Raw genomic sequence first — 23,145 nt, forward strand, 5'->3', positions numbered from 1 at the left:
ACATGGGCACCCTGCTGCCCGGCCACGGCGGCATCATGGACCGCCTGGACTCGCTGCTGGTGGCCGCGCCCATCGCCTGGCTGTTGCTGGCCGCGATCGTCAACCCGCGCTGAACGCCGCCACTGTCATACGCGCAGCGTCATTTTCGGGCCTTCCAGCGCCCGAAAAGTGACGCCCCGGGTATGACAGAACTCGCTCAGATCATGAATGAGCGGAGCGGAGCGCCTATCCCAGGCCGGGAGCGGGGAACGCCGCGGTGAGGTCGGTGACCTCCTTGCGCACCCGAATCACGGTGTCCTCGTCGCCGCGCGCGACTGCGCTGATGACCTCCTCGAACCACCCGGCGATGGCGTCCATCTCGGCCGGGCCCATGCCGCGGGAGGTGACCGCGGGGGTGCCGATGCGGATGCCGGAGGGGTCGAAGGGCTTGCGCGGGTCGAACGGCACGGTGTTGTAGTTGGTCTCCAGGCCGGCCCGGTCCAGCGCCTGCGCGCCGGGCTTGCCCGCCACACCCTTGTTGGTCAGGTCGATGAGCACCAGGTGGTTGTCGGTGCCGCCGGACACCAGCTCGAACCCACGCGACGCCAGCCCCTCGGCCAGCGCCTTGGCGTTGGACACCACCGCCGCGGCGTAGCGCCGGAAGTCCTCGGTGGCCGCCTCCTTCAGCGCCACCGCGATGGCCGCGGTGGTGTGGTTGTGCGGGCCGCCCTGCAGGCCGGGGAAAACGGCCTTGTCGATGGCCTTGGCGTGCGCCTCGTCGCTCATCAACATCGCGCCGCGCGGGCCGCGCAGCGTCTTGTGGGTGGTGGTGGAGATGACCTGCGCGTGCCCGACCGGGGACGGGTGCGCGCCACCGGCCACCAGGCCGGCGATGTGCGCGATGTCCGCGACCAGCACCGCGTCGATCTGCCGGGCGATCTCGGCGAAGGCCGGGAAGTCGATGGTGCGCGGCACCGCGGTGCCGCCGCACCAGATCAGTTTCGGCCGCTCGGCCAGGGCAATGTCGCGGACCTCGTCCATGTCCACCCGGCCGGTGTCCTTGCGCACCCCGTAACGCACCGGGGTGAACCAGGTGCCGGTGGCCGACACCGACCAGCCGTGGGTGAGGTGACCGCCGTGCGGCAGGCCCATGCCCAGCACCTTGTCGCCGGGGGACAGGAAGGCCAGGTAGACGGCCAGGTTCGCGGGCGACCCGGAGTAGGGCTGTACGTTGGCGTGGTCCACGCCGAACAGTGCCTTGGCGCGCTGCACCGCCAGGGTCTCGATCTGGTCGATGACCTGCTGGCCCTCGTAGTACCGCTTGCCCGGGTAGCCCTCGGAGTACTTGTTGGTCAGCACCGTGCCGGTGGCCTCGAGCACCGCCCGGGAGACGTAGTTCTCCGACGGGATCAGTTTGATCGTGTCCGCCTGACGGCGTTCCTCCGCGGCGAGCAGCTCGGCGATCTCGGGGTCGGTCACGCTGAGTGGCGGGTCGGGAACGGCGGTCAACTCAGTCCTCCAGGCGCTGCGAGAATGGACTTCAATCATGCCTGCTCCCGGAGAACTGACGCTCATCGCCCCGCGCCGGGCCAAGCCGCCGCGGCACCTCGCCGACCTGTCCGCGGCCGCGCGCCGAGCGGTCGTGGCGGAGCTGGGCGAGAAGCCCTTCCGCGCCGGTCAGCTGTCCCGGCATTACTTCGTGCACCACGCCGCGGACGCGGCGAGCTGGACCGACATCCCGGCCGGGGCCCGGGCCCGACTGGCCGCCGCCCTGTTTCCGCCGTTGCTGACCGCGGCCCGGGAGCTGACCTGCGACGCGGGCACCACGCACAAGACGCTGTGGCGGCTGTTCGACGGCGCCTTGGTGGAGTCCGTGGTGATGCGCTACCCGGACCGGATCACCGTGTGCGTGTCCTCCCAGGCCGGCTGCGGCATGAACTGCCCGTTCTGCGCCACCGGCCAGGCCGGGCTGACCCGGAACCTGTCCACCGCGGAAATCGTCGAGCAAGTAGTGGCGGCGGCGCGAGCGGTGCACAGCGGTGCGGTGGCGGGTGGTCCCGGCCGCGTGTCCAACGTGGTGTTCATGGGCATGGGCGAGCCGCTGGCCAACCCCGGCGCGGTGACCGATGCACTGCAGCGGCTGATTGACCCGCAGCCGGACGGGCTGGGCATCTCCCGGCGGTCCATCGTGGTGTCCACCGTCGGATTGGTGCCGGCCATCGGCAGGCTTGCGGACTCCGGTCTTGGGGTCACGCTCGCGCTGAGCCTGCATGCACCCGATGACGAACTGCGCGACACCCTGGTGCCGCTGAACCGGCGCTGGCCGGTGGCCGAGGTCGTCGGTGCCGCGCACGAGTACTGGCGGCGCACCGGGCGGCGGGTGTCCATCGAGTACGCGTTGATCCGCGACGTCAACGATCAGGCCGAGCGGGCGGACGGGCTGGGTCGGCTGTTGGTCGCCGGCGGCCGCGGCGCGGGCTGGGTGCACGTGAACCTGATCCCGCTCAATCCCACACCGGGTTCGGCCTGGACCGCATCGCGTCAGCGCGACGAGCGGGCGTTCGTGCGTCGGCTGGAGGCGCACGGCGTGGCGGTGACCGTGCGGGACACCCGCGGTCGGGAGATCGACGGTGCCTGCGGGCAACTGGCCGCCGCGCTCCCCTCATCTTCCTCCGGCGTTTCGGGGCATCAGGGGCCCGGGATAGCCCGAAACGCCGGACGAAGTGGTGATGGGGGTGCCGGGTGAACGGCGCGACCGAGGCGGTGGGCCGACACCTGCGCGATTGGTTCACCGGTCACCAGGTGTACGCCCTGGACCCGCCCGCGGACCTGGCCGATCGGGTGCCGGGGCTGCAGGTTATCGAGGTGCCCGCCGGCCCGCGGCTGGACCTGTGCACGTACCTGAGCCTGGGTTGCTTCGACGCAGTCGGGGTCAACGGCACGGGCATGGAGTTCGTGCTGACCGCGGCCGAACCCGACGTCGGGCACGTGGAGTCGGTGGCCATGGCCGCCGCGCAGCACTGCGGCACCCCGGCCGGTCGGTTGGACCGCGGCGCGGTGGTACCGCTGGGCCGGCCGTGGCTGCCCGGCTCGTCCTGCGACCGCTTGCTGGCCACCCTGCCCTACCCGTATGGCCCGAACTTCGAATACGTGCGCTGGAAGCGCAACACGCTGCGACTGCTGTGGTTGTTGCCCATCACGCCGGCCGAGGCCGCCTTCATCGCGGTGGATGGGGTGGAGGCCTTCGAGGCGCGGCTGGAGGGCATGGCAGTCTCGTTCACCGATCCGATGCGGCCCTCAGTGGTGTGATCGGCGGTGGCGAGGAGGGCCAGTGACCGAAAATCTGCGTGAGGTGCGCGACCGCATTGCGGCCGACATCGTGGGACGGCGCGATGAGCTCGCCCTGCTGCTCGCCGCGGTGGCGGCCGGGCGCGACGTGGTGCTGGAGGGCCCGCCGGGCACCTCGAAGAGCACCCTGGTCCGCGCGATCACCCGGCAGTGGGGCATCCCGATGCTGTTTGTCGAGGGCAACGCGGATCTGACGCCGGCAAAGCTGGTCGGCTACCACAGTCCGTCGCGGGTGATGCGTGCGGACTACAGCGCGGACACCTTCATCGAGGGCCCGTTGGTCGAGGCCATGCGCGCCGGGGGATTCCTCTACGTGGAGGAGATGAACCGGGCGCCCGAGGACACCCTGAACACGCTGCTGACGGCCATGGCGGAGCGTCAGTTGGCAGTACCGCGGGTGGGCACGGTGGTGGCGGCGCCCACCTTCCGGATCATTGCGTCGATGAACCCCTACGACAACGTGGGCACCACCCGGCTGTCCGCGTCCATCCACGACCGGTTCTGTCGGCTGGCGGTGGACTACCAGGACGACGCGGCGGAGCGCGGCATCGTCGCGCTGCGGGCACCGCTGGGTGACCTCGAGTCGGGGCTGCGGTCCCGGTTGGTCGCCGACGCGGTCGGATTGACCCGGGCGACCCGCACGCACCAGGACATCCGGTGGGGCAGCAGCGTGCGCGGCGCGATCGACCTGGCGTTGGTGGTGGCACGGCTGCTCGAACTGGAGGACGACGAGAACTACGCCGAGACCGTCTACCGGGCGATGACCGTGGCGCTGTCCGGGCGCATCCACCTCGACGACGTCGCCGAACGCACCCCGGAACAGGTGCTGCGCGCGATCTGGGAGGACCACTTCGTGCTCGCCCCGGCGCTGGCCGAGCCCGGTTGAAGGTCAGTCGCCGCGGACGGTCCGGTGCGACGGCCGCAGACCGCGCAGCGCAGCGGCGGATTGGCGCCCTTGCGGCGCAAACCCAAGACACTCGATGCCCCGCCGGTGCTGCGCCGGGCAACCGACTCCGGCGCGGCCGTGGCCGGGCGGGAAGGAGCGCCCGAGCGTCCGGGCCGGGACGGCACCGCACCCGGCCTCACCACCGAACGCGGGCGGTTGATCGCGGCGCCCGTCGAGCCGGACACCGACCCGCTGGTGCTGCGTCGCGCCCGGCAGATCGCGGCTCGGCTCGCGTTGCCCCGTCCGCCCCGACGGACCATCGCCCGACGGGGGGCGGGCGAGCTGGTCAGCGTGCCGTGGCGGGGCAGCGGGGACGACCTCGACCTCGACCGCACTCTGGAGCAGGTCCTCGCCATGCCGCAGCCGCGGGACGAGGACTTCGTGGTTCGCGAATTCATCCGCCCCCGCCGGGCCGTGGTGCTGCTCGTCGACGTCTCCGGGTCGATGCGCGGGGAGCGGGTGCGCACCGCAGCGGCCACCGTGGGGGCGTTGGCCGGCGAGTTCGTGCGCGACGCGCTCGCGGTGGTGGCCTTCGCCGCGGACGCCATGCTGCTGACCGGCCTCACCGATCACCTCGCACCCGGACGGTTGCTGGACACGATGGTGCGCATTCCGGCGAAAGGGCTGACCAACGTGGCGTTCCCCCTTCAAGTGGCCCGCGACCAATTGGCGAGCAGCCCGCTGCGCGAGGCCCGGGTGCTGCTGCTGTCCGACTGCGTGCACAACGCCGGGCCGGATCCCCGGCCGGAGGCCGCGCGCTTGCCCCGGGTGGACGTGCTGCTCGACTGCTCGGACGAACACGACCTGGACCTCGCCCGGGACCTTGCGCGGCTCGGCCGGGGCCGACTCGCGGTGATCCGGGATCACCGTCAGGTGGCGCCGGCGATCAGTCGGTTCTTCGCCGACTGACGCACCGTCACTCGGCGTGCGGAATCTTCCAGGGGAAGCTCGCGCCCGCGTCGATGACCTGGGTGGTGCCGGTGATCATGCGGGACTCCGCGGAGGCCAGGAACAGCACCAGATCGGCGATGTCCTCCGGCTCGACGAACGGAGTGTTCAACGCGTTCATGAACCGCAAGCCGGCCATGGCCTCTTCCTTGGACGGGTTGTCCAGTCCCAGGAACAGCTGGTAGGTGGCCGGGTTGTTGACCATGTCGGTGTTGACCACTCCGGGGTGCACCGAATTCACCCGGATGTTGTGCGGGGCCAGTTCCACCGCCAGCGTGCGCATCAGCCCGGTGACGCCGTGCTTGGCGGAGGTGTAGTGCGACAACATCGCGAACGGCAGCAGCCCGGCAATGGAACTGGTCAGGATGATCGATCCGCCGCGGCCGGCCTCGATCATGGCCGGGATGACCGCCTTGGTGGTCTTCCAGACACCGGTCAGGTTGACCGCGATCATCTGTTCCCACTCGTGCTCCGTCAGCTCCCACGACGGGCCCATGCTGGCGATGCCGGCGTTGACCACCAGGATGTCGATGCCGCCGAACTCGGCGACCGCGTCCGCGGCCATGGCCTGCAGGGCGCCCAGGTCACGCACGTCGACCTGGCGGGTGAGCACCCGACGGTCGCGCTCCTCGACCAGCTTCGCGGTGGCCGCCAGGTCGTCCGGGGTCGACATCGGGTACGGCACGGTGTCCAGCTGGCCACAGATGTCAACGGCGACGATGTCCGCGCCCTCCTCGGCCAGCCGCAGCGCATGGGCGCGGCCCTGGCCGCGAGCGGCACCGGTGACGAAGGCGACCTTCCCCGAAACGCGTCCCATGCGTGCTCCCCAGTCGATCGGCGTGTGCTGGGCAGCCTGGTCTGATCCGAGAAGACGCGCAAGGATGGCGGTATGGGTGCCTACTCCGACGCGTTCCGCCGCAGCCTCGACGACCCCGACGGTTTCTGGGGGGAGGCCGCGGACGCGGTCGATTGGGTGCGCCAACCCACCGTGGTGTGCGACAACGCCGCGGCGCCGTTCGTGCGGTGGTTCCCCGACGGGCAGCTCAACACCTGCCACAACACGTTGGACCGGCACGTGGAGAACGGCCGGGCGGACCAGATCGCGCTCATTCATGACAGCGCGATGACCGGCACGAAGCGAAAGCTCACCTACCGCGAGCTACGAGACGAGGTCGCCAAGTTCGCCGGTGTGCTGGCCTCCCTCGGGGTGACCCGCGGGGACCGGGTGGTCATCTACATGCCGATGGTCCCCGAGGCCGTGGTGGCGATGTTGGCCTGTGCCCGGCTGGGCGCGGTGCACTCGGTGGTGTTCGGCGGCTTCGCTCCGCGCGAGTTGGCCGACCGGATCAACGACGCCGAACCGGTGGTGATCGTCGCCGGGTCCTGCGGGATCGAACCGACCCGCATCGTGGAGTACAAGCCGATGGTGGACGCGGCGATCGAGGCCGCGGATCACAAGCCCGGACACTGCGTGATCTTCCAGCGCGAGCAGTGCCGCGCGGAGATGGGGCCGCGCGACGTCGACTGGCACGACGCGATGGCGAAGGCGACCCCGGCGGACTGCGTGCCGGTGGACGCCACCGACCCGCTCTACATCCTCTACACCTCCGGCACCACCGGTCGACCCAAGGGCATCGTGCGGGACAACGGCGGGCACGCGGTGGCCCTGCAGTGGAGCATCACCAACATCTTCGGGCTCAAGCCCGGCGAGGTGTGGTGGACCGCCTCCGACGTCGGCTGGGTGGTCGGGCACTCCTACATCGTCTATGCGCCGCTGCTGCTCGGCGCGACGACGGTGCTCTACGAGGGCAAGCCGGTGGGCACCCCGGATGCGGGCGCGTTCTGGCGGGTGATCGCCGAGCACGGCGTGGTCACCCTGTTCACCGCGCCCACGGCGTTCCGCGCGATCAAGCGCGAGGACCCCGAGGGCAAGTTCATGGCCGACCACGACCTGTCGGCGTTCCGCGCGCTGTTCCTGGCGGGCGAGCGACTGGACCCGGACACCTTCCACTGGGCGTCGCAAAAGCTCGGTGTGCCGATCGTCGACCACTGGTGGCAGACGGAGAGCGGCTGGCCGATCGTGGCCAACCCGTTGGGCCTGGAGCAACTGCCGATCAAGGCGGGTTCGCCCACGGTGCCCATGCCCGGCTGGGACGTGCAGGTGCTCGACGGGGAGGGCAAACCCTGCCCGCCCGACGTGGAGGGCGCGATCTGCATCAAGCTGCCGATGGCGCCCGGCGCTCTGCCCACCCTGTGGCACGACGACGAGCGCTACATCGCCTCCTACCTGACCGCGTACGACGGCTGGTACCTGTCCGGCGACGGCGGTTACATCGATGCCGACGGCTACGTCTACGTGCTCGGCCGCACCGACGACGTGATCAACGTCGCCGGACACCGGTTGTCCACCGGCTCCATGGAGGCGGTGTTGGCCCAACACCCGGCGGTCGCCGAATGCGCGGTGATCGGCGTCAAGGACGAGCTCAAGGGTCAGGTACCGCGCGGGCTCGTGGTGCTCAAGTCCGGCGTGCAGGTCGACGAGGAGACGGTGTGCGCCGAACTGGTGGCCGCGATCCGCGAGCAGATCGGCGCGGTGGCCGCCTTCAAGCGGGCCGACGTCGTCCCTGCACTACCCAAGACGCGCTCGGGCAAGATCCTGCGCAAGACCATGCGCAACATCGCCGACGGCCGTCCGGAGATGATCCCGTCGACCATCGAGGACGCCACCGTGCTGGATAAGTTGCGCCCGATCCTGAGCGGGGATTAGGCGGAGGACTTCTTCGGGGCCAGATCGGCGCAGGCCAGCTTCGGCGGCGTGGCCTCGTCGGTGGACGAGCCGGGCGCGCGCTTGAGGTGAATCACCACCGACTTCGCGTCGGAGTTCACCGGCTTGTCCGCGGTCGTCTTCGCGCTGCCCTTGCCGCCCGAGGTCACCGTGACCGGGGTCAGCCAGACCTCATTCGGCGGCTTCGCCTCACCGCCGGGGGTGAACTGGAAGTGGGTTCCGCCGCCGTTGTCCGAGCAGGCCTGCTTGTGCACGTGTGCGATGTAGACGGCCTTCGGGTCCAACCCGGTGGCGGCGATGCTCACCGTGGTGCCGGACTTGCTGATCACCATCGTCGCGGTGCCGCCGATTGTCCCGGTGCCCGCGGGGGCAGCGGCGAGGTTGCTGAACGTGCCCTGGTAGGTGCCCGTATCCAGCGCCTCCGGGGTGCTGGTCGCCGTCGGCGAGCTCATGTCCATGCCGCCCATCGCCTCAGAGGACGGGGTCGGCGAGGCCGCGGTCGACCCGGTGCCGCCGCTGGACTGGTTGGCGTTGTCCTTGCTGCCACCTCCCCCGCACGCGGTCAGCAGCATCATGGCCGCCGTTACCGGCGCGATCACTCGTCGCGAACCCCACGCCCGCGTTGATAGTCGTCCGACGTCCACCGCCGCCTCCTCGCCAATGAAAATACCGACGTGCCTCGGTATATCCGCTAGCGAGTGGCGAATACCAGGAGGGGGTTATACCGGTCGGGTAACGGGTGATCAGATCGCGGACACGCCGCCGCAACAGCTCAGGGTGAACAATGGCCTGATGACCGCGCCCCGCGAGGTGGTGATCCTCGGGTCCACCGGTTCCATCGGGACCCAGGCCCTCGATGTGGTGCGCCACGCTCCGGACCGGTTCCGGGTGGTTGGCCTGGGCGCCGGCGGCGGCAACGTCGACCTGCTCGCCGCGCAGGCCTTGGAGTTCGCCGTCGACGTGGTCGCGGTGGCCCGGGCGACCGCGGTGGCCGATCTGCAACTGGCGTTGTTCGCGGCCGCACAGAGCCGGGGGTTCAGCGCGGGCCGGCACCAACTGCCGAAGATCCTGGCCGGCCCGGACGCGCTGACCGAATTGGCCGCCTGGCCCGCCGACGTGGTGCTCAACGGCATCACCGGATCGGTCGGCTTGGCGCCCACCCTGGCCGCGCTGGGCACCGGCCGGCCGTTGGCCCTGGCCAACAAGGAATCGTTGATCGTCGGCGGCCCCCTGGTCACCGCGGCCGCCGCGCCTGGCCAACTGGTACCGGTGGACAGCGAGCACTCGGCGATCGCGCAGTGCCTGCGCGGCGGCCGGCGCGACGAGGTGGCCCGCCTGGTGCTCACCGCCAGCGGTGGCCCGTTCCGCGGGCGCAATGCCGCCGAACTACAAGAAGTGACGCCGGCCGAGGCGCTGGCCCACCCGACCTGGGACATGGGTCCGGTGGTCACCGTCAACTCGGCCACGTTGGTGAACAAGGGCCTGGAGTTGATCGAGGCGCATCTGCTGTTCGACATCCCGCTGGACGCGATCGACGTGGTGGTACACCCGCAGTCGATCGTGCACTCCATGGTCACCTTCACCGACGGCTCGACCCTCGCCCAGGCCGGCCCGCCGGACATGCGGCTGCCGATCGCGCTGGGCCTGGCCTGGCCGGACCGCGTGCCCGGCGTGGCCGCGCCGTGCACCTGGGAGACAGCCGCGCGTTGGGACTTCGCGCCGCTGGACACCGCCGCGTTCCCCGCGGTGGAACTGGCCCGCCAGTGCGGGCGCGACGGTGGCACCGTGCCGGCCGTGTTCAACGCGGCCAACGAGGAGTGCGTGGCCGCCTTCCTGGCCGGTCGACTGCCGTTCGTCGGCATCGTGGAGACAGTGGCCGCAGTTGTGTCCGATCATGAGGGGCGCGGAGGGGACGGGACGCTGAGCCTCACCGACGTCCTCGAGGCCGAAAGCTGGGCGCGCGAGCAGGCCCGACATAGGGTCGGTGCGGGGACCGGATCGGGAAGGGGGGCAGGCAGATGACGCTGATCGGCGTCCTGCTGTTCGTCTTCCTGCTGATGATGTCGGTGGCCATCCACGAGTTCGGCCACCTGCTCACCGCAAAGGCCTTCGGCATGAAGGCCACCGAATACTTCATCGGCTTCGGCACCAAAATCTGGTCGTTCCGCCGCGGCGAGACCGAATACGGTCTCAAAGCCATTCCGGCCGGCGGCTACGTGAAGATCGTCGGGATGTCCGACCTGGAGACGGTCTCCGAGGAGGACGCGCCGCGCGCGTTCTACCGCTACTCCGCACCACGCCGGCTGATCGTGCTGTCCGCCGGGTCGATCTCGCACCTGGTGATCGGCTTCGTGCTGTTCGTCATCGTGCTCAGCGGCTTCGGCACCCGGGCGCTCACCACCTCCATCGACAACGTCGAGGCCTGCATCCCGGCCGCCGGATCCACCAACCCCTGCGGCCCGTCCGACCCGGCTTCCCCGGCGCGGGCCGCGGGCCTGCAGTCGGGCGACCGGGTGGTGGCGGTGGCCGGCAAGCCGGTGGCGAAGTGGGAGGACGCCACCCGCGCGATCCGCGCACACGGGCCGGGCCCGTTGGCCATCACCGTGCAGCGCGGCGAGGCGACTCTCACCCTCACCCCGGACCTGGTCAGCCGGACCAGGCCGGATCTGGACCATCCCGACCGCGACGTTTCGGTCGGCGTGCTCGGCGTGGAACCGCAGCAACACACCGTTCACGCGGGCCCGATCGCCGGCTCGCGCCACTCGATCTCGCTGATCGGGCAGACGCTCAAAGCCAGCGTGTCCGCGCTGTGGCACATCCCGCAGAAGATCCCGAACCTGATCTCCTCGTTGGACGGCGGACAGCGGGACAAGCAGGGCCTGGTCGGCGTGGTCGGCGCGGCACGAATCTCCGGGGAGACCTTCTCCACCCAGCACGCCTCGTTCGCCGATCGGATGTCCAGCGTGCTGCTGAACGTGGCCGGGCTGAACATCTTCATCGGTCTGTTCAACGCGCTGCCACTGCTGCCGCTGGACGGCGGACACATGGCAGTCGTCTCCTACGAGTCGAGCCGCCGCCGGCTCTATCGCCGCATCGGCCGCGCGGACCCGGGTCGGGTGGACATGACCAAGTTGCTGCCGATGGCCTACGGCTTCCTGATCCTGGTGGTGGGGCTCACTGTTCTTCTGGTGGCCGCCGACCTGGTCAATCCCGTCACGATCAGTTGAACATAAGCTCGATGTCATGAGCGTCGCTCTTGGCATGCCTGGCGTACCGCCGCCGTCGCTGGCCACCCGGCGTCGGTCGCGGCAGATCATGGTCGGGTCGGTGGCAGTGGGCGGGGACGCGCCCGTGTCAGTGCAGTCGATGTGCACCACGCTGACCGCAGACGTGGATGCCACCCTGCAGCAGATCGCGGAATTGACCGCCGCGGGTTGCCAGATCGTGCGGGTCGCGGTGCCCAGCCAGGACGACGCGGACGCGCTGGGCGAGATCGCCCGCCATTCCTCCATCCCGGTGATCGCGGACATCCACTTCCAACCCAAGTACGTGTTCGCCGCGATCGACGCCGGCTGCGCCGGGGTTCGGGTGAACCCCGGCAACATCAAGAAGTTCGACGACAAGGTCGGCGAGATCGCGCGGGCGGCCAAGGACGCCGGGATCTCCATCCGCATCGGCGTGAACGCCGGGTCGCTGGACCCGCGGTTGCTGCAGAAGTACGGCCGGGCCACCGCCGACGCGCTGGTGGAATCCGCGCTGTGGGAGGCCTCGCTGTTCACCGAGCACGACTTCCACGACTTCAAGATCTCGGTGAAGCACAACGACCCGGTGGTGATGATCGACGCCTACCGCAAGCTGGCCGCGGCCTGCGATCACCCGCTGCACCTGGGCGTCACCGAGGCCGGTCCGGCCTTCCAGGGCACCATCAAGTCCGCGGTGGCCTTCGGCGCGCTGCTGGCCGAGGGCATCGGGGACACCATCCGGGTTTCGCTGTCCGCGCCGCCGGTCGAGGAGGTCAAGGTCGGCAACCAGATCCTGGAGTCCCTGGGCCTGCGCGAGCGCGGCCTGGAGATCGTGTCCTGCCCGTCCTGCGGACGCGCCCAGGTGGACGTCTACACCCTGGCCAACCAGGTGACCGCCGGGCTGGAGGGGCTGGAGGTGCCGCTGCGGGTAGCCGTCATGGGCTGCGTGGTGAACGGCCCCGGCGAGGCCCGGGAGGCCGACCTGGGGGTGGCCTCGGGCAACGGGAAGGGTCAGATCTTCGTCCGCGGTGAGGTAATCAAGACCGTTGCGGAATCCGCGATCGTGGAAACACTGATCGAGGAGGCCTTGCGCTTGGCCGAGGAGATGGCCGCTGACGGCGTAGCCTCTGGGGAACCGACGGTCGAGGTCGCGCCGCGGTAGTTGTGCGGCGCTTGGGGAAGGAGCCTTCGGTGCTCGACACACCCAGGGCTGCGCCCTACCGGAGTTCTGTCAGGCAGTTGTCCCGCGGCACCGTCCGGGTCCTCGGCCCCGCCGACCTGCCCGCCGCGACCCGGCTGGGCGCACTCGACCCGGTGGCCAACGTCTTCGTGCTCTCCCGGCTGCGGTCGGTCGGCCTGGGCGCACCGCGGTCCGGCGGGGAGATGTGGGGCCACCACCGCGACGGTGAACTGACCGCGATGTGTTACTTCGGCGCCAACGTGGTGCCGGTGGCCGCCGACGCCGAGGCGGTGGCCGCTTTCGGTGAGCAGGCGGCGACCCTGCCCCGCCGGTGCTCCTCGATCGTCGGCCGCGCCGAACAGGTGCTGCCGCTGTGGCAACGCTTGGCGCCGGCCTGGGGACCGGCCCGGGAGATCCGGTCCGGGCAGCCGCTGCTCGAGCTCGACGGTCCCGTGCGGCACGCGCCGGACCCCGGCGTTCGGGTGGTCCGCCCGGCCGAACTGGACCTGCTGTTGCCCGCCTGCGTGGCGATGTTCACCGAGGAGGTCGGCATTTCCCCGATGGCCGCCGACGGCGGCGCGCTGTACCGGGCGCGGGTGCGCGAGCTGATCGAGACCCGACGGGCCTATGCCCGCATCGAGGACGGCGAGGTGGTGTTCAAGGCCGAGGTGGGCGCGGCATCCGGCGGCGTGTGCCAGGTGCAGGGCGTGTGGGTCAACCCGGCGCACCGTGGCCGCGGACTGGCCGCCGGCGGCATGGCTGCGGTCGTCGAGTTGGCCCGGCGGGAGGTGGCGCCGATCGTGAGCCTGTACGTGAACGACTACAACCTCATCGCCCGGGCCGTGTATCGCCGCGTCGGTTTCCGGCAGGCCGCGACGTTCTGCTCGGTGCTGTTCTGAGCGGACTGTGGACGTGGTCGTGATCGAACCCCTCGACCTACTGGGTCGAGCCGCGGAGACCGGTGCGGTGCAGGAGGCGGCGCTCGGCCCGGTGCCGCCGGACCGCTACGCGGTGCTCAACCGGCACGTGCACTACCCCGGGTTCCGGGCCTTCGGCGCCTTCGAGGACGACCGCATGGTCGGCTACACCTACGGCACCGACTGCGCCGAGGGACAGTGGTGGTTCGACCAGGTGCGTCGCGGGCTGCTCGCTGCGCAGCACGTCGGCTGGGTCGACCACGCGCACGCGGTCACCGAACTGCATGTGCTGCCCGGTCATCAGGGCCGCGGCGTGGGCTACGCCCTGCTCAACCGGCTGCTCGCCGCCACCGATCGGCCGATCGCGCTGCTGTCCACCTACGACCTGCCCTCGGCCGCCCGTCGGCTGTACCGGCGGGTGGGGTTTCAGGACCTGGTCACCGGATTCCGATTCGGTGTCACCCCGCAACCCTTCGCCCTGATGGGTGCGCATTTGCCCCTAAACGCCGGGTCGGGGCGGCGCGACGAAGCTGCGGAAATCCCTGAGTCGCGCGGATAACCGTCCTACGCTGGGTAAGACGTGCGAGGTGTGCGACGAGGCATGGTGACGACACGATGAAGGCCCGGGACCCGCGGATGAAGCTGACGCTGCTGTGGATCGCCGCAGCGATCACCGGCCTGCTCATCGGCTCGATCTCGTTCTTCGACGACAACCCGCCCTCCCGGTTGCTCGCGGTGCTGCTGGTGCTCGGCGCGCTCCCGTTCGGCCTCGCCCGCCCCACCACACCGGTGATCTGGGCGCTGGTCATCGGGTGGCCGACCGCGGTGATGCGCACTGCGGACATCGGCTGGGTTTCCATCCTGATGCTGATCTACTGCGTGGTCGGTGTGTACCTCGGCGACTGGATCGCCACCTGGTGGTCGGAGGCGCACCCGCAGCTGCCGGCCAATCGGGCGCCGCACACCGCGGCGGAGAGCGACCAGACCCAGCTGGCCGCGGATGGCACCGCGATTGCCGACGACGGCCTGCCCCCGACGCTTCCGGAGCGGTGGACCTCAGGGCGTGGGTGACGGACTGACGCCGGGGCGCACCAGCCCCGGGAACTGCGGGGCCTGACCGCCCCAACCGGTCTCCCGCACCGCGGCGTCGGCCAGCGCGTGCGCAGCAAAGCCCCGTAGGTCGTCGTTGGCCGCGGCGACCAGATCCCCGTAGGCCAGCGCCATCAGACGTTCCACGTTGGCGGCCAGCGCCTGCGCAGCCACCGGGGTGAGCACCGGGCTGGGCACTTGATAGGCCGCATCGGGTTCGGCGGGTTTGGCCCCGCCCTCGATCACGTACTCACGTAGCCGGTCGCGGCGGGCGCGGTGTTGATCCAGCGCGGCCGAGGCGTCCCGGCGGGGCTGACCGGCCAGTTGCGCGGCGATCACCCCGTAGGCGTAGATCGCCGCGTGCTCCGCGCTCAGCGCCCGTTGCAGCACATCGACGGGAATCGTGCTCATGACTTGCCACCCGGGGCGGCCAACAGGCTCGCGTGGGCGGCCTCGCACCCACCGATCGAGGCGAGCAGCCGCGCCAGGTCCGGCGACTGGGCCCGTTTGCACTGGTCCACCCGACGGTCCGCGGCGGCCTTCTCCGCGGCGGCCAGCTCGGCGAGCGCGCCGGTCGATGGCTTGGCCGAGGGTTCGCCGCCAACCCCGGACGTGGCCGACGGCGATGGGCCGACCGTGGCCGTCGCGCCCAGCGCCTGCAGGTGTGCAAGGTGATCCGCGCGCAACGCGATGATCTTCTTGGGCACCGAGCGCGGCGCGTTGTCGTAGCGGGCGATCAGATCCCGGGTGTCCGCGATCGCCTCGGTCAGCACCGCGGCGTCCGCGTCGACACCCTTGCCGTTCCCGCCGCCGGGGCCCTTGTCACCCGATGAACTGCTGGAACAGCCGACCAGGCCGGCCAGCGAGACCACCGCCAGGCCAATTACGCCACGTCGGGACAGCACGTGCGGACGTTACAACACGGGGCCGGGAATCCGACCGCACGTCGGGCGGAGGGGCGCGCCGGGTGCTCGCGGCAATACTGTGTGTTCTCGCGAGCCGGTCGCGATGGGAGGTGCGCGCATGGGCGCTCCGGATCGGGCATTGCCGGCTCGGTTGGCCGCAGTGCTGGGTCCCGCCGTGGGCGACCTCGGCGTGGACCTGGAGGGCATCGAGATCAGCCCTGCCGGGCGCCGCCGCGTGCTGCGCGTGGTGGTGGATCGAGACGGGGGCGTGGACCTGGACGCCGTCGCCGACGTCAGTCGAGCGGTGTCCGCGGCACTCGATGCCGACGATGTGATGGGGGCGGACCCGTACGTGCTGGAAGTGACCAGTCCCGGCGTGGACCGCCCGCTCACCCACCCGCGGCACTGGCGGCGGGCCGCCGGGCGAACGGTGCGCGCGGAACGGCGCAGCGGCGGGCCGGTGACCGGGCGGGTGCTGGCCGCCGATGCTGACGGCGTGGACCTGGACACCGGTGATCCGACGCCGACGCGGCTGCCCTACGCCGCGGTCGCCCGGGCCCGGATCCAGGTGGAGTTCGGTTCGAGCGCGGAGCGAAAGGAGGAGGGCTGATGGACATCGACATGAGCGCCCTGCGGGCGCTGGAACGGGAGAAACAGATCTCCTTCGGCCTGCTCGTCGAGGCGATCGAGGCAGCCCTGCTCATCGCCTACCACCGCACCGACGGGTCGGTGCCGCATGCCCGGGTCGAGTTGGACCGCGGCAGCGGCCACGTGGTGGTCTGGGCCAGCGAGCTCGGCCCCGAGGGTGAGCCATTGGGCGAGTACGACGACACCCCGGGCGATTTCGGACGGATCGCGGCCACCACCGCGAAGCAGGTGATCCTGCAGCGGTTGCGCGACGCCGAGGACGAGGTCACCTACGGGGAGTACCTGGGCCGCGAGGGCGACATCGTGTCCGGTGTCATCCAGCAGGGCAAGGATCCCAAGGCGGTGCTGGTCGACCTGGGAAAGGTGGAGGCGATCCTGCCGCCGCAGGAGCAGGTGCCCGGCGAGGACTACGCGCACGGATCCCGGATCAAGTGCTACGTCGTGGGCGTGCGCAAGGGCGTGCGCGGGCCGTCGGTAACGCTGTCCCGCACCCACCCGAACCTGGTGCGTCGGCTGTTCGCGCTGGAAGTGCCGGAAATTGCCGACGGCACCGTGGAGATCGCCGGCATCGCCCGGGAGGCCGGGCACCGCACCAAGATCGCGGTGAAGTCCAACCGGGCCGGGGTGAACGCCAAGGGCGCGTGCATCGGACCGATGGGCGCCCGGGTGCGCAACGTGATGAACGAGTTACACGGAGAGAAGATCGACATCGTCGACTGGTCCGAGGACCCCATCGAGATGGTTGCGCACGCGTTGTCCCCGGCCCGGGTCAGCTCCGTCGAGGTGGTGGACGCGGACGCACGTGCCGCCCGGGTAGTGGTGCCCGACTACCAACTGTCGCTGGCCATCGGCAAGGAGGGCCAGAACGCGCGCCTGGCCGCCCGGCTGACCGGCTGGCGCATCGACATCCGGTCGGACACCGCGGTCGAGCCCGGGCCGGGCGCCGCCGCGGACGGGTCCGGGTGAGCGAGGCGCTAGACTGCTCGTGGTTCACCGCACGTGTCCGGCTCGCGACATGAGTAACCCGCAGCGCACCTGCATCGGGTGTCGGGAACGGACGTGGGCGGAGAACCTGCTACGGGTTGTCGTGGTCGAGGGCGTCGCTGTCCCCGACCCTCGACGCCGGATGCCGGGACGCGGTGCGTCTGTGCATCCAGATGTTGAGTGCCTTACCCTCGCGCTGCGTCGTCGGGCGTTCGCGCGTGCCCTGCGGATCACCGGTCCGTTGGACACCGCGGGGCTGGAGGAGTTCGTGCTCCGGCAGGGGGAAGAGAACCCGGCAAGATGAGTGGCGAACGACGTACGGAACCAATTGGAAGCAGGTCGATTGCGATGAGCGCGCGATGAGCACGCAGCGATGAGTACCAGCCTGAACTAAAGGTCCGTGCGCGAGCCCGGGCCAGAAGGAGAACAGTGGCCAAGGTCCGGGTCTACGAACTCGCCAAGGAGTTCGGCGTAGAGAGCAAGGTCGTCATGGCCAAGCTCCAGGAGTTGGGCGAATTCGTCCGCTCCGCGTCCAGCACCATCGAGGCCCCGGTGGTGCGCAAACTTCAAGAGGCCTTCCCGGCCGGCGCCCCGGCAAAGCCGGCCGCGCGTCGGACGGCGCCCAAGCCTCCGCCCGCGGAGGCCGCGCCGGCCGCGGTAGCCGCGGTGGCGGCTCCGCCTGCGGCACCCACGCCGGCGGTGACTCCTGCTGCGCCGCAGCCTGCGGCGGCACCGGCGGCTCCGGCCGCGGCGGTGGCCCCGCCCGCTCCGCCGCCCGCGCCCGCGGCCCCTCCGGCTGCGCCGGCCGTGGCACCGGCGGCTGCGGCACTGGCGCCGGCGGCTCCGCCCGCGCCCGTCGAGGACGCCCCACGCCAGGCGTCGGCGGGTGGCCCACGGCCGGGTCCGAGCATGCGTCCGACCGGTCCACGGCCGGGCAACAATCCCTTCACCTCGGCGGCCAGCGGCATGGCCCGCCCGCCGGCGCGTAACGCGCCGCGGCCGGGTGCGCCGTCCGGTCCGGGTGCCCCCGCGGCGCCCGGTGGCCCGCGTCCGCCCGCCACGGGCGGTCCGCGGCCGGGCGGTGCCGGCGGCCCGCGTCCGAGCCCCGGCGGCATGGGTGCCCGTCCCGCCGGTCCCGGTGCTCGACCGGCCGGTCCCGGTGGTCCGGGTGCGCGACCGGGTGGTCCGGGTGCCCGTCCCGGTGGTCCCGGGGCACGCCCCGGCGGTGGTGGCGGCGGCGGTTTCGCCGGCCGTCCCGGTGGTGGTGGCGGCGGGTTCGGCGGTCGTCCGGGTGGTCCTGGCGGAGCGCCGGGCGGTGCGCCGGGTGGCGGCGGCTTCGGCGGTCGTCCGGGTGGCCCCGGGGGTGGCGGCGGAGGCCGCGGCCGCGGTGGTACCGCGGGCGCCTTCGGGCGTCCGGGCGGGCGGCCGACCAAGGGCCGCAAGTCCAAGAAGCAGCGCCGTCAAGAGTTCGACAACATGCAGGCGCCGTCGATCGGTGGCGTGTCGCTGCCGCGTGGTCAGGGCCAGACGGTCCGGCTGCCGCGCGGCTCGTCGCTGACCGACTTCGCGGAGAAGATCGGCGCGAACCCGGCCTCGCTGGTCGCGGTGATGATGCACCTCGGCGAGATGGTGACGGCCACTCAGTCCGTCGGTGACGACACCCTGGAGCTGCTCGCCCAGGAGCTCAACGTGGTGCTCGAGATCGTCTCTCCGGAGGACGAGGACCGCGAGCTGTTGGAGACCTTCGACTTGTCCTGGGGCGAGGACGAGGGCGGCGAGGAAGACCTGATGATCCGCCCGCCGGTGGTCACCGTCATGGGTCACGTCGACCACGGCAAGACCAAGCTGCTGGACGCCATCCGCAACACCAACGTGATGGGCGGCGAGGCCGGTGGCATCACCCAGCACATCGGTGCCTACCAGGTCATCGCGCACCCGGGCGAGGACCGCGAGCGCGCCATCACCTTCATCGACACTCCGGGTCACGAGGCCTTCACCTCGATGCGGGCCCGTGGTGCGCAGGTCACCGACATCGCGGTGTTGGTGGTCGCGGCCGACGACGGTGTGAAGCCGCAGACGATTGAGGCGCTGAACCACGCGCAGGCCGCGGGCGTACCGATCGTGGTGGCGGTGAACAAGATCGACAAGGAGGGGGCCGACCCCGCCAAGGTGCGCGGTCAGCTCACCGAGTACGGCTTGGTGGCCGAGGAGTACGGCGGCGAGACCATGTTCGTGGACGTCTCGGCCAAGCAGGGCATCAACATCGACGGCCTGCTCGACTCGATCATCCTGACCGCGGATGCGGCCCTGGACCTACGGGCCAATCCGACTCAGGACGCGCAGGGCGTGGCGATCGAGGCGCACCTGGACCGCGGTCGCGGTCCGGTGGCCACCGTGCTGGTGCAGCGCGGCACGCTGCGCCCGGGCGACTCGATCGTCGCGGGTGACGCCTTCGGTCGGGTGCGGGCGTTGCTCGACGAGCACGGCAACACGCTGCCCGAGGCGGGCCCGGCCCGTCCGGTCATGGTGCTCGGCCTGACCTCGGTGCCCGGCGCCGGGGACAACTTCCTGGTGGTCTCCGAGGACCGGGTGGCCCGGCAGATCGCCGAGCGGCGGGAGGCGCGCGAGCGCAACGCGCAGCTGGCTCGTCAGCGGGGCCCGCGCATCGGTCTGGAGAACTTCGCCGACGCGCTCGCCCAGGGCAAGCGCGACGAGCTGTTGCTCATCCTCAAGGGCGACGTCTCCGGTTCGGTTGAGGCCCTGGAGGACGCGCTGCTCAAGATCGAGGTCGGCGACGACGTCTACCTGCGGGTCATTCACCGCGGTGTCGGTGCGATCACCGAGTCCGACGTCGACCTGGCCGCGGCCTCCGGTGCGGTGATCGTCGGCTTCAACGTGCGTGCCGAGGGCAAGTCCCGTGAGGCGGCCGATCGGGCCGGGGTGGAGATCCGCTTCTACTCGGTCATCTACCAGGCGATCGAGGAGATCGAGGCCTCGCTCAAGGGCATGCTCAAGCCGGAGTTCGAGGAAATTCAGCTGGGCACCGCGGAGATCCGCGAGGTGTTCCGCTCCTCGAAGTTCGGCAACATCGCCGGCTGCCTCGTGCGGTCGGGCGAGATCAAGCGCAACAGCAAGGCGCGCCTGGTCCGCGACGGCGCGGTGGTGGCGCCGAGCCTCACCATCGAGTCGCTGCGTCGGTTCAAGGACGACGCCAGCGAGGTGCGTGAGGGCTTCGAGTGCGGTATCGGCCTGGGGTCGTTCAACGACATCAAGGTCGATGACGTGATCGAGACCTTCGAGATGCGGGAGAAGCCCAGGGCCTGATGTTCGTCGGGAGCCTGTCGATCGACGTGTTGCTCGGCGATGTGCACTCGCTGAAGGAGAAGCGGGGTGTGGTGCGGCCGATCCTGGCCGAGCTGGTCCGCAAGTACCCGGTCTCGGCCGCCGAGGTCGGGGACCAGGACCTGCACCGCCGCGCCCTGCTCGGCGTCGCGTTCGTCTCGGCGGACGCGGCGCATTGCCGGGAGGTGCTCTATGCCTGCGAGGCGTTGGTCGCCGGGCGTCCGGAGATCGACGTGCTGAGTGTGCGTGAGCGACTTTATGGAGAGGACGACTGACCGATGGTTGCCTCGGCGGCGGCACAGGCGCGCGCCCGCAAGTTGGCCGACCGGATCAAGGTCGTGGTGGCGGAGACGCTCGAGATGCGGGTCAAGGACCCGCGGCTCGGCTTCGTCACCGTCACCGACGTGCGGGTGACCTTCGACCTGCGTGAGGCGACTGTCTTCTACACCGTCTATGGCGAGGAGGACGAGCGGGCGAGCAGCGCGGCCGCATTGGAAAGTGCCAAAGGCGTGCTGCGCACCGAGGTGGGTCGACAGACCGGGGTGCGCCACACCCCCTCGCTGGCCTTCATCCCCGACGCGCTGCCGGACACCGCGAAAACCATCGACGACCTGCTCGCCGTCGCCGCCGCCGCGGACGCCGAGGTGCACCAGCGGGCCGCGGGTGCCCAGTACGCGGGCGAGGCCGATCCGTATCGGCACCCTGACGAGGACGACGAAGAGGAAGCGTGAGTGGGCCGAAGGCGCAACCCGGGCCGGGCGGACTGGTGCTGGTCGACAAGGCCGCCGGGATGACCTCGCACGACGTGGTCGCGCGGGTGCGCAGGTTGGCGGGGACGCGCAAGGTTGGGCACGCCGGGACGCTGGACCCGATGGCCACCGGGGTGCTGGTGGTCGGGGTGGAACGGACCACCCGGCTGTTGGGCTATCTCGCGGGTGGGGACAAGAGCTATACGGCGACGATTCGGCTGGGTGAGTCCACCGACACCGACGACGCCGCCGGATCGATCCTCGCCGCGGTCGATGCCAATGTGGGTGAGGCCGCGATCCGCGAGGCCGTCGGGAAGCTGACCGGGGACATCCTGCAGGTGCCGACCACGATCTCGGCGATCAAGGTCGACGGGGAACGGGCGTACAAGCGGGCCCGGGCCGGTGAGGACGTGGAGTTGGCTGCTCGACCGGTGACCGTGCACCAATTCGAGGTTGGGGAATTGCGTCCGGGTGGCGTGGTGCTCGACGTGGATGTCGAGGTGCGCTGCTCGACCGGCACCTACGTCCGTGCGCTCGCCCGCGACCTCGGTGCGGCGCTGGGCGTGGGTGGGCACCTGACGGCGTTGCGCCGGATCAGCGTCGGACCGTTCGACCTCGCCGCGTGCCGCTCGTTGGAGCAGCTCGCCGAGGAACTGGTGGTGCTGCCGTTGGCCGCGGTCGCTCGAGCGGCGTTCCCCTGCCGAGAGCTCGACGATCTGGCCGCCCGGATCATCGGCAACGGCGGATGGATCCCCGCCGAGGAGGGCCACGGCGACGGCCCGGTGGCCGCATTCGGGCCGGACGGGGAGCTGGTGGCGTTGTTGGGGGACAAGAACGGTCGCAGTTGGCCGGTGGTCGGCTTCACCGGCGCCGGCTGAGCACGCCCGGGCTAACCGGCGTGGCGTGACTCAGAGCAGCGACAATGACCGCGTCCGCTGCTCCGTCGGCTCGGTCGCCTCGGTCGCCTCGGGCAGGTAGCCCCACGCACCGCACAGTTCGAGCAGCTCCCCGGGGATGGGGCCCGACGGCACCGGACGCGCCGCCTGCACCCGCCCGGAGCGGATCTTGTCCCGCCAGTCGCCCAATCCACGGGTGAACGACTCGTCGCCGTCCAGGTAGTCGAGCATGGCCGGGTCCCAGTCCAGACCGAGGAATCGACAGATGCGCCGGGTCTGCTCGACGGGATCTGCGGTCAGCTCCTCGTACCGCAGCGTCATGCCGGGCAGGTTCTGCCGGGCCACCTCCACCGCCCGCATCGACTTGAGCACCTTGGCCAACACCTCGTCCCGGCTGCGTCGCCCGGCATGCGCTTCCGCCCAGGACGCGGCGACGGTGGCCGGGTGGCGCAACAGGAACAGGAAGCGGGCGTCCGGCCAGCAGGCCACCAGCCGCTGCCAGATCAGAGCGTTGTTCGGGGTTTTCTCGACCAGGACCTGCTTGCCGCTGCGCTGCAGTTGGCGGTGCAGCACCCGGTCCCAGAGCAGGTGTTCCAACTCCATCGAGGGCATGTCCAGCTCGGAAAACGCGGCGGCGGTGCGCTTGGACGCAGCGTGCACCTGCAGCCCGCCCAGGTGCAGCTCGTGTGGGGCGTGCACCGTGGGGTGGGCGTTGAGCAGCATGCGCAGCAGCGTGGAACCGGAACGAACGGAACAGAGAATGAATACCGGGTCGGGCAGCAGCCGCGAACCGGGTTCGGCCGGTGTCAGTACCGGGGAAGCGGCCGGAAGCTCCGTGCTGTCCGATGGGGCGACGAGCTTGGTCGCCGACGCGCGGTTGACCTGGGGTCGCCAACGCTTCGCCATGATCGCGACCGTAGGGATTTTGCCCGGGAATTTTCTGTGACGCAGCGTCACAGTCGTCATGTGAACACCATAAAGCCCACGGTGACCTGCGTGTTTGTCCAGCGGATGAACGTGCGAAAAAAGCTTTCCGCGGGCGTGTCACCGGGGGCCCAATCCCGCCCCCGTACGATGACCGGGCGAGCCACAGGAGGCGGAGTGCAGGTCTGGCGGCTGCAGAACGTGCCGTCCACGTTCGGACCCTGCGTGGTCGCCTCGGGCAACTTCGACGGCGTGCACCGTGG

General features: G+C 70.8%; 24 protein-coding genes. 18 read left to right on the top strand and 6 right to left on the bottom strand.

Going from position 1 to position 23,145, the window contains the following annotated elements; all coding sequences use genetic code 11:
• Window positions 1–2: 2 nt before the first annotated feature.
• Window positions 3–113, top strand: coding sequence for a phosphatidate cytidylyltransferase (locus VGJ14_13905; GenBank protein HEY2833517.1), 111 nt, complete (start codon window positions 3–5; stop codon window positions 111–113).
• A 112-nt stretch (window positions 114–225) separates the two neighbouring features.
• Here the strand turns inward: VGJ14_13905 and glyA are convergent, their stop codons facing one another.
• Entirely contained in the window at window positions 226–1,488 is a 1,263-nt protein-coding gene (gene glyA, locus VGJ14_13910; protein ID HEY2833518.1) for a serine hydroxymethyltransferase, read from the bottom strand.
• 37 nt (window positions 1,489–1,525) lie between these two features.
• On the opposite strand from glyA, the gene rlmN reads away from it, so the two are divergent.
• Genes rlmN through VGJ14_13930 form a run of 4 tightly spaced genes read left to right on the top strand, consistent with a single transcriptional unit; the run spans window position 1,526 to window position 5,182 of the window.
• The gene (rlmN, locus tag VGJ14_13915) at window positions 1,526–2,725 is read left to right on the top strand and encodes a 23S rRNA (adenine(2503)-C(2))-methyltransferase RlmN (GenBank protein HEY2833519.1); all 1,200 of its coding nucleotides are present in this window, start codon (window positions 1,526–1,528) and stop codon (window positions 2,723–2,725) included.
• Window positions 2,722–3,288, top strand: a complete 567-nt coding sequence (locus tag VGJ14_13920) for a suppressor of fused domain protein (protein ID HEY2833520.1) — start codon at window positions 2,722–2,724, stop codon at window positions 3,286–3,288. The genes rlmN and VGJ14_13920 overlap by 4 nt, the downstream gene beginning before the upstream one ends.
• Before the next feature lie 22 nt (window positions 3,289–3,310).
• A complete protein-coding gene (locus tag VGJ14_13925) occupies window positions 3,311–4,213 on the top strand; it encodes a MoxR family ATPase (GenBank protein HEY2833521.1) in 903 nt (300 codons plus the stop codon).
• Window positions 4,214–4,237: 24 nt separating this feature from the next.
• Window positions 4,238–5,182 carry a vWA domain-containing protein gene (locus VGJ14_13930; protein ID HEY2833522.1) on the top strand — a complete coding sequence of 315 codons (945 nt, stop codon included), beginning with the start codon at window positions 4,238–4,240 and terminating at the stop codon, window positions 5,180–5,182.
• Window positions 5,183–5,189: 7 nt separating this feature from the next.
• Here VGJ14_13930 and VGJ14_13935 read toward each other — a convergent pair whose 3' ends face one another.
• Complete coding sequence (locus VGJ14_13935; protein HEY2833523.1) at window positions 5,190–6,038, bottom strand: mycofactocin-coupled SDR family oxidoreductase; 849 nt, start codon at window positions 6,036–6,038, stop codon at window positions 5,190–5,192.
• A gap of 72 nt (window positions 6,039–6,110) precedes the next feature.
• Here VGJ14_13935 and VGJ14_13940 point away from each other — a divergent pair, with 72 nt between their 5' ends.
• A complete protein-coding gene (locus VGJ14_13940; GenBank protein HEY2833524.1) occupies window positions 6,111–7,988 on the top strand; it encodes a propionyl-CoA synthetase in 1,878 nt (625 codons plus the stop codon).
• Here VGJ14_13940 and VGJ14_13945 read toward each other — a convergent pair.
• Entirely contained in the window at window positions 7,985–8,605 is a 621-nt protein-coding gene (locus tag VGJ14_13945; GenBank protein ID HEY2833525.1) for a hypothetical protein, read from the bottom strand. The two genes, VGJ14_13940 and VGJ14_13945, sit on opposite strands and share 4 nt — an antisense overlap.
• 193 nt (window positions 8,606–8,798) lie before the next feature.
• Here VGJ14_13945 and dxr point away from each other — a divergent pair, with 193 nt between their 5' ends.
• Genes dxr through VGJ14_13975 form a run of 6 tightly spaced genes read left to right on the top strand, consistent with a single transcriptional unit; the run spans window position 8,799 to window position 14,416 of the window.
• On the top strand, window positions 8,799–10,028 hold the full coding sequence (gene dxr / locus VGJ14_13950; GenBank protein ID HEY2833526.1) for a 1-deoxy-D-xylulose-5-phosphate reductoisomerase: 1,230 nt from the start codon (window positions 8,799–8,801) through the stop codon (window positions 10,026–10,028).
• The gene (locus VGJ14_13955) at window positions 10,025–11,233 is read left to right on the top strand and encodes a site-2 protease family protein (protein ID HEY2833527.1); all 1,209 of its coding nucleotides are present in this window, start codon (window positions 10,025–10,027) and stop codon (window positions 11,231–11,233) included. Before dxr ends, VGJ14_13955 begins: the two co-directional genes overlap by 4 nt.
• Window positions 11,234–11,249: 16 nt before the next feature.
• A complete protein-coding gene (gene ispG, locus VGJ14_13960; protein ID HEY2833528.1) occupies window positions 11,250–12,410 on the top strand; it encodes a flavodoxin-dependent (E)-4-hydroxy-3-methylbut-2-enyl-diphosphate synthase in 1,161 nt (386 codons plus the stop codon).
• A gap of 29 nt (window positions 12,411–12,439) precedes the next feature.
• Complete coding sequence (locus tag VGJ14_13965) at window positions 12,440–13,327, top strand: GNAT family N-acetyltransferase (GenBank protein ID HEY2833529.1); 888 nt, start codon at window positions 12,440–12,442, stop codon at window positions 13,325–13,327.
• A gap of 19 nt (window positions 13,328–13,346) precedes the next feature.
• On the top strand, window positions 13,347–13,904 hold the full coding sequence (locus VGJ14_13970; GenBank protein HEY2833530.1) for a GNAT family N-acetyltransferase: 558 nt from the start codon (window positions 13,347–13,349) through the stop codon (window positions 13,902–13,904).
• A 56-nt stretch (window positions 13,905–13,960) separates the two neighbouring features.
• A complete protein-coding gene (locus VGJ14_13975) occupies window positions 13,961–14,416 on the top strand; it encodes a hypothetical protein (protein ID HEY2833531.1) in 456 nt (151 codons plus the stop codon).
• On the opposite strand, the gene VGJ14_13980 is transcribed toward VGJ14_13975, so the two are convergent.
• Together VGJ14_13980 and VGJ14_13985 are read right to left on the bottom strand one after the other, a co-directional pair.
• Window positions 14,402–14,845 carry a ferritin-like domain-containing protein gene (locus tag VGJ14_13980; GenBank protein ID HEY2833532.1) on the bottom strand — a complete coding sequence of 148 codons (444 nt, stop codon included), beginning with the start codon at window positions 14,843–14,845 and terminating at the stop codon, window positions 14,402–14,404. The genes VGJ14_13975 and VGJ14_13980 overlap by 15 nt on opposite strands.
• A complete protein-coding gene (locus VGJ14_13985) occupies window positions 14,842–15,339 on the bottom strand; it encodes a hypothetical protein (protein HEY2833533.1) in 498 nt (165 codons plus the stop codon). The genes VGJ14_13980 and VGJ14_13985 overlap by 4 nt, the downstream gene beginning before the upstream one ends.
• A gap of 118 nt (window positions 15,340–15,457) precedes the next feature.
• On the opposite strand from VGJ14_13985, the gene rimP reads away from it, so the two are divergent.
• From rimP to truB, 6 genes are all read left to right on the top strand, one after another.
• On the top strand, window positions 15,458–15,949 hold the full coding sequence (gene rimP / locus VGJ14_13990; GenBank protein ID HEY2833534.1) for a ribosome maturation factor RimP: 492 nt from the start codon (window positions 15,458–15,460) through the stop codon (window positions 15,947–15,949).
• Window positions 15,949–16,953, top strand: coding sequence for a transcription termination factor NusA (gene nusA / locus VGJ14_13995; protein HEY2833535.1), 1,005 nt, complete (start codon window positions 15,949–15,951; stop codon window positions 16,951–16,953). The genes rimP and nusA overlap by 1 nt, the downstream gene beginning before the upstream one ends.
• Before the next feature lie 447 nt (window positions 16,954–17,400).
• Window positions 17,401–20,295, top strand: coding sequence for a translation initiation factor IF-2 (gene infB / locus VGJ14_14000; protein ID HEY2833536.1), 2,895 nt, complete (start codon window positions 17,401–17,403; stop codon window positions 20,293–20,295).
• On the top strand, window positions 20,295–20,588 hold the full coding sequence (locus VGJ14_14005; GenBank protein ID HEY2833537.1) for a DUF503 domain-containing protein: 294 nt from the start codon (window positions 20,295–20,297) through the stop codon (window positions 20,586–20,588). Before infB ends, VGJ14_14005 begins: the two co-directional genes overlap by 1 nt.
• Before the next feature lie 3 nt (window positions 20,589–20,591).
• Complete coding sequence (gene rbfA / locus VGJ14_14010) at window positions 20,592–21,044, top strand: 30S ribosome-binding factor RbfA (protein ID HEY2833538.1); 453 nt, start codon at window positions 20,592–20,594, stop codon at window positions 21,042–21,044.
• The gene (gene truB, locus VGJ14_14015; GenBank protein HEY2833539.1) at window positions 21,041–21,940 is read left to right on the top strand and encodes a tRNA pseudouridine(55) synthase TruB; all 900 of its coding nucleotides are present in this window, start codon (window positions 21,041–21,043) and stop codon (window positions 21,938–21,940) included. The genes rbfA and truB overlap by 4 nt, the downstream gene beginning before the upstream one ends.
• 30 nt (window positions 21,941–21,970) lie before the next feature.
• Here the strand turns inward: truB and VGJ14_14020 are convergent, their stop codons facing one another.
• Complete coding sequence (locus VGJ14_14020) at window positions 21,971–22,864, bottom strand: sulfotransferase (protein HEY2833540.1); 894 nt, start codon at window positions 22,862–22,864, stop codon at window positions 21,971–21,973.
• Window positions 22,865–23,145 lie beyond the last annotated feature (281 nt).

The sequence above is a fragment of the Sporichthyaceae bacterium genome, from assembly GCA_036493475.1.
In the GTDB taxonomy this organism is placed as follows: Bacteria; Actinomycetota; Actinomycetes; order Sporichthyales; family Sporichthyaceae; genus DASQPJ01.

Excerpts from the sequence above, each read along its gene's own strand:
- rimP (HEY2833534.1), top strand. The coding sequence starts at position 15,458 with ATGGGCGCTCCGGATCGGGCATTGCCGGCTCGGTTGGCCGCAGTGCTG.
- VGJ14_13980 (HEY2833532.1), bottom strand. The coding sequence starts at position 14,845 with ATGAGCACGATTCCCGTCGATGTGCTGCAACGGGCGCTGAGCGCGGAG.
- VGJ14_13905 (HEY2833517.1), top strand. The coding sequence starts at position 3 with ATGGGCACCCTGCTGCCCGGCCACGGCGGCATCATGGACCGCCTGGAC.
- VGJ14_13955 (HEY2833527.1), top strand. The coding sequence starts at position 10,025 with ATGACGCTGATCGGCGTCCTGCTGTTCGTCTTCCTGCTGATGATGTCG.
- VGJ14_14005 (HEY2833537.1), top strand. The coding sequence starts at position 20,295 with ATGTTCGTCGGGAGCCTGTCGATCGACGTGTTGCTCGGCGATGTGCAC.
- VGJ14_13940 (HEY2833524.1), top strand. The coding sequence starts at position 6,111 with ATGGGTGCCTACTCCGACGCGTTCCGCCGCAGCCTCGACGACCCCGAC.
- VGJ14_13935 (HEY2833523.1), bottom strand. The coding sequence starts at position 6,038 with ATGGGACGCGTTTCGGGGAAGGTCGCCTTCGTCACCGGTGCCGCTCGC.
- nusA (HEY2833535.1), top strand. The coding sequence starts at position 15,949 with ATGGACATCGACATGAGCGCCCTGCGGGCGCTGGAACGGGAGAAACAG.
- rlmN (HEY2833519.1), top strand. The coding sequence starts at position 1,526 with ATGCCTGCTCCCGGAGAACTGACGCTCATCGCCCCGCGCCGGGCCAAG.
- VGJ14_13975 (HEY2833531.1), top strand. The coding sequence starts at position 13,961 with ATGAAGGCCCGGGACCCGCGGATGAAGCTGACGCTGCTGTGGATCGCC.
- rbfA (HEY2833538.1), top strand. The coding sequence starts at position 20,592 with ATGGTTGCCTCGGCGGCGGCACAGGCGCGCGCCCGCAAGTTGGCCGAC.
- dxr (HEY2833526.1), top strand. The coding sequence starts at position 8,799 with ATGACCGCGCCCCGCGAGGTGGTGATCCTCGGGTCCACCGGTTCCATC.
- ispG (HEY2833528.1), top strand. The coding sequence starts at position 11,250 with ATGAGCGTCGCTCTTGGCATGCCTGGCGTACCGCCGCCGTCGCTGGCC.
- VGJ14_14020 (HEY2833540.1), bottom strand. The coding sequence starts at position 22,864 with ATGGCGAAGCGTTGGCGACCCCAGGTCAACCGCGCGTCGGCGACCAAG.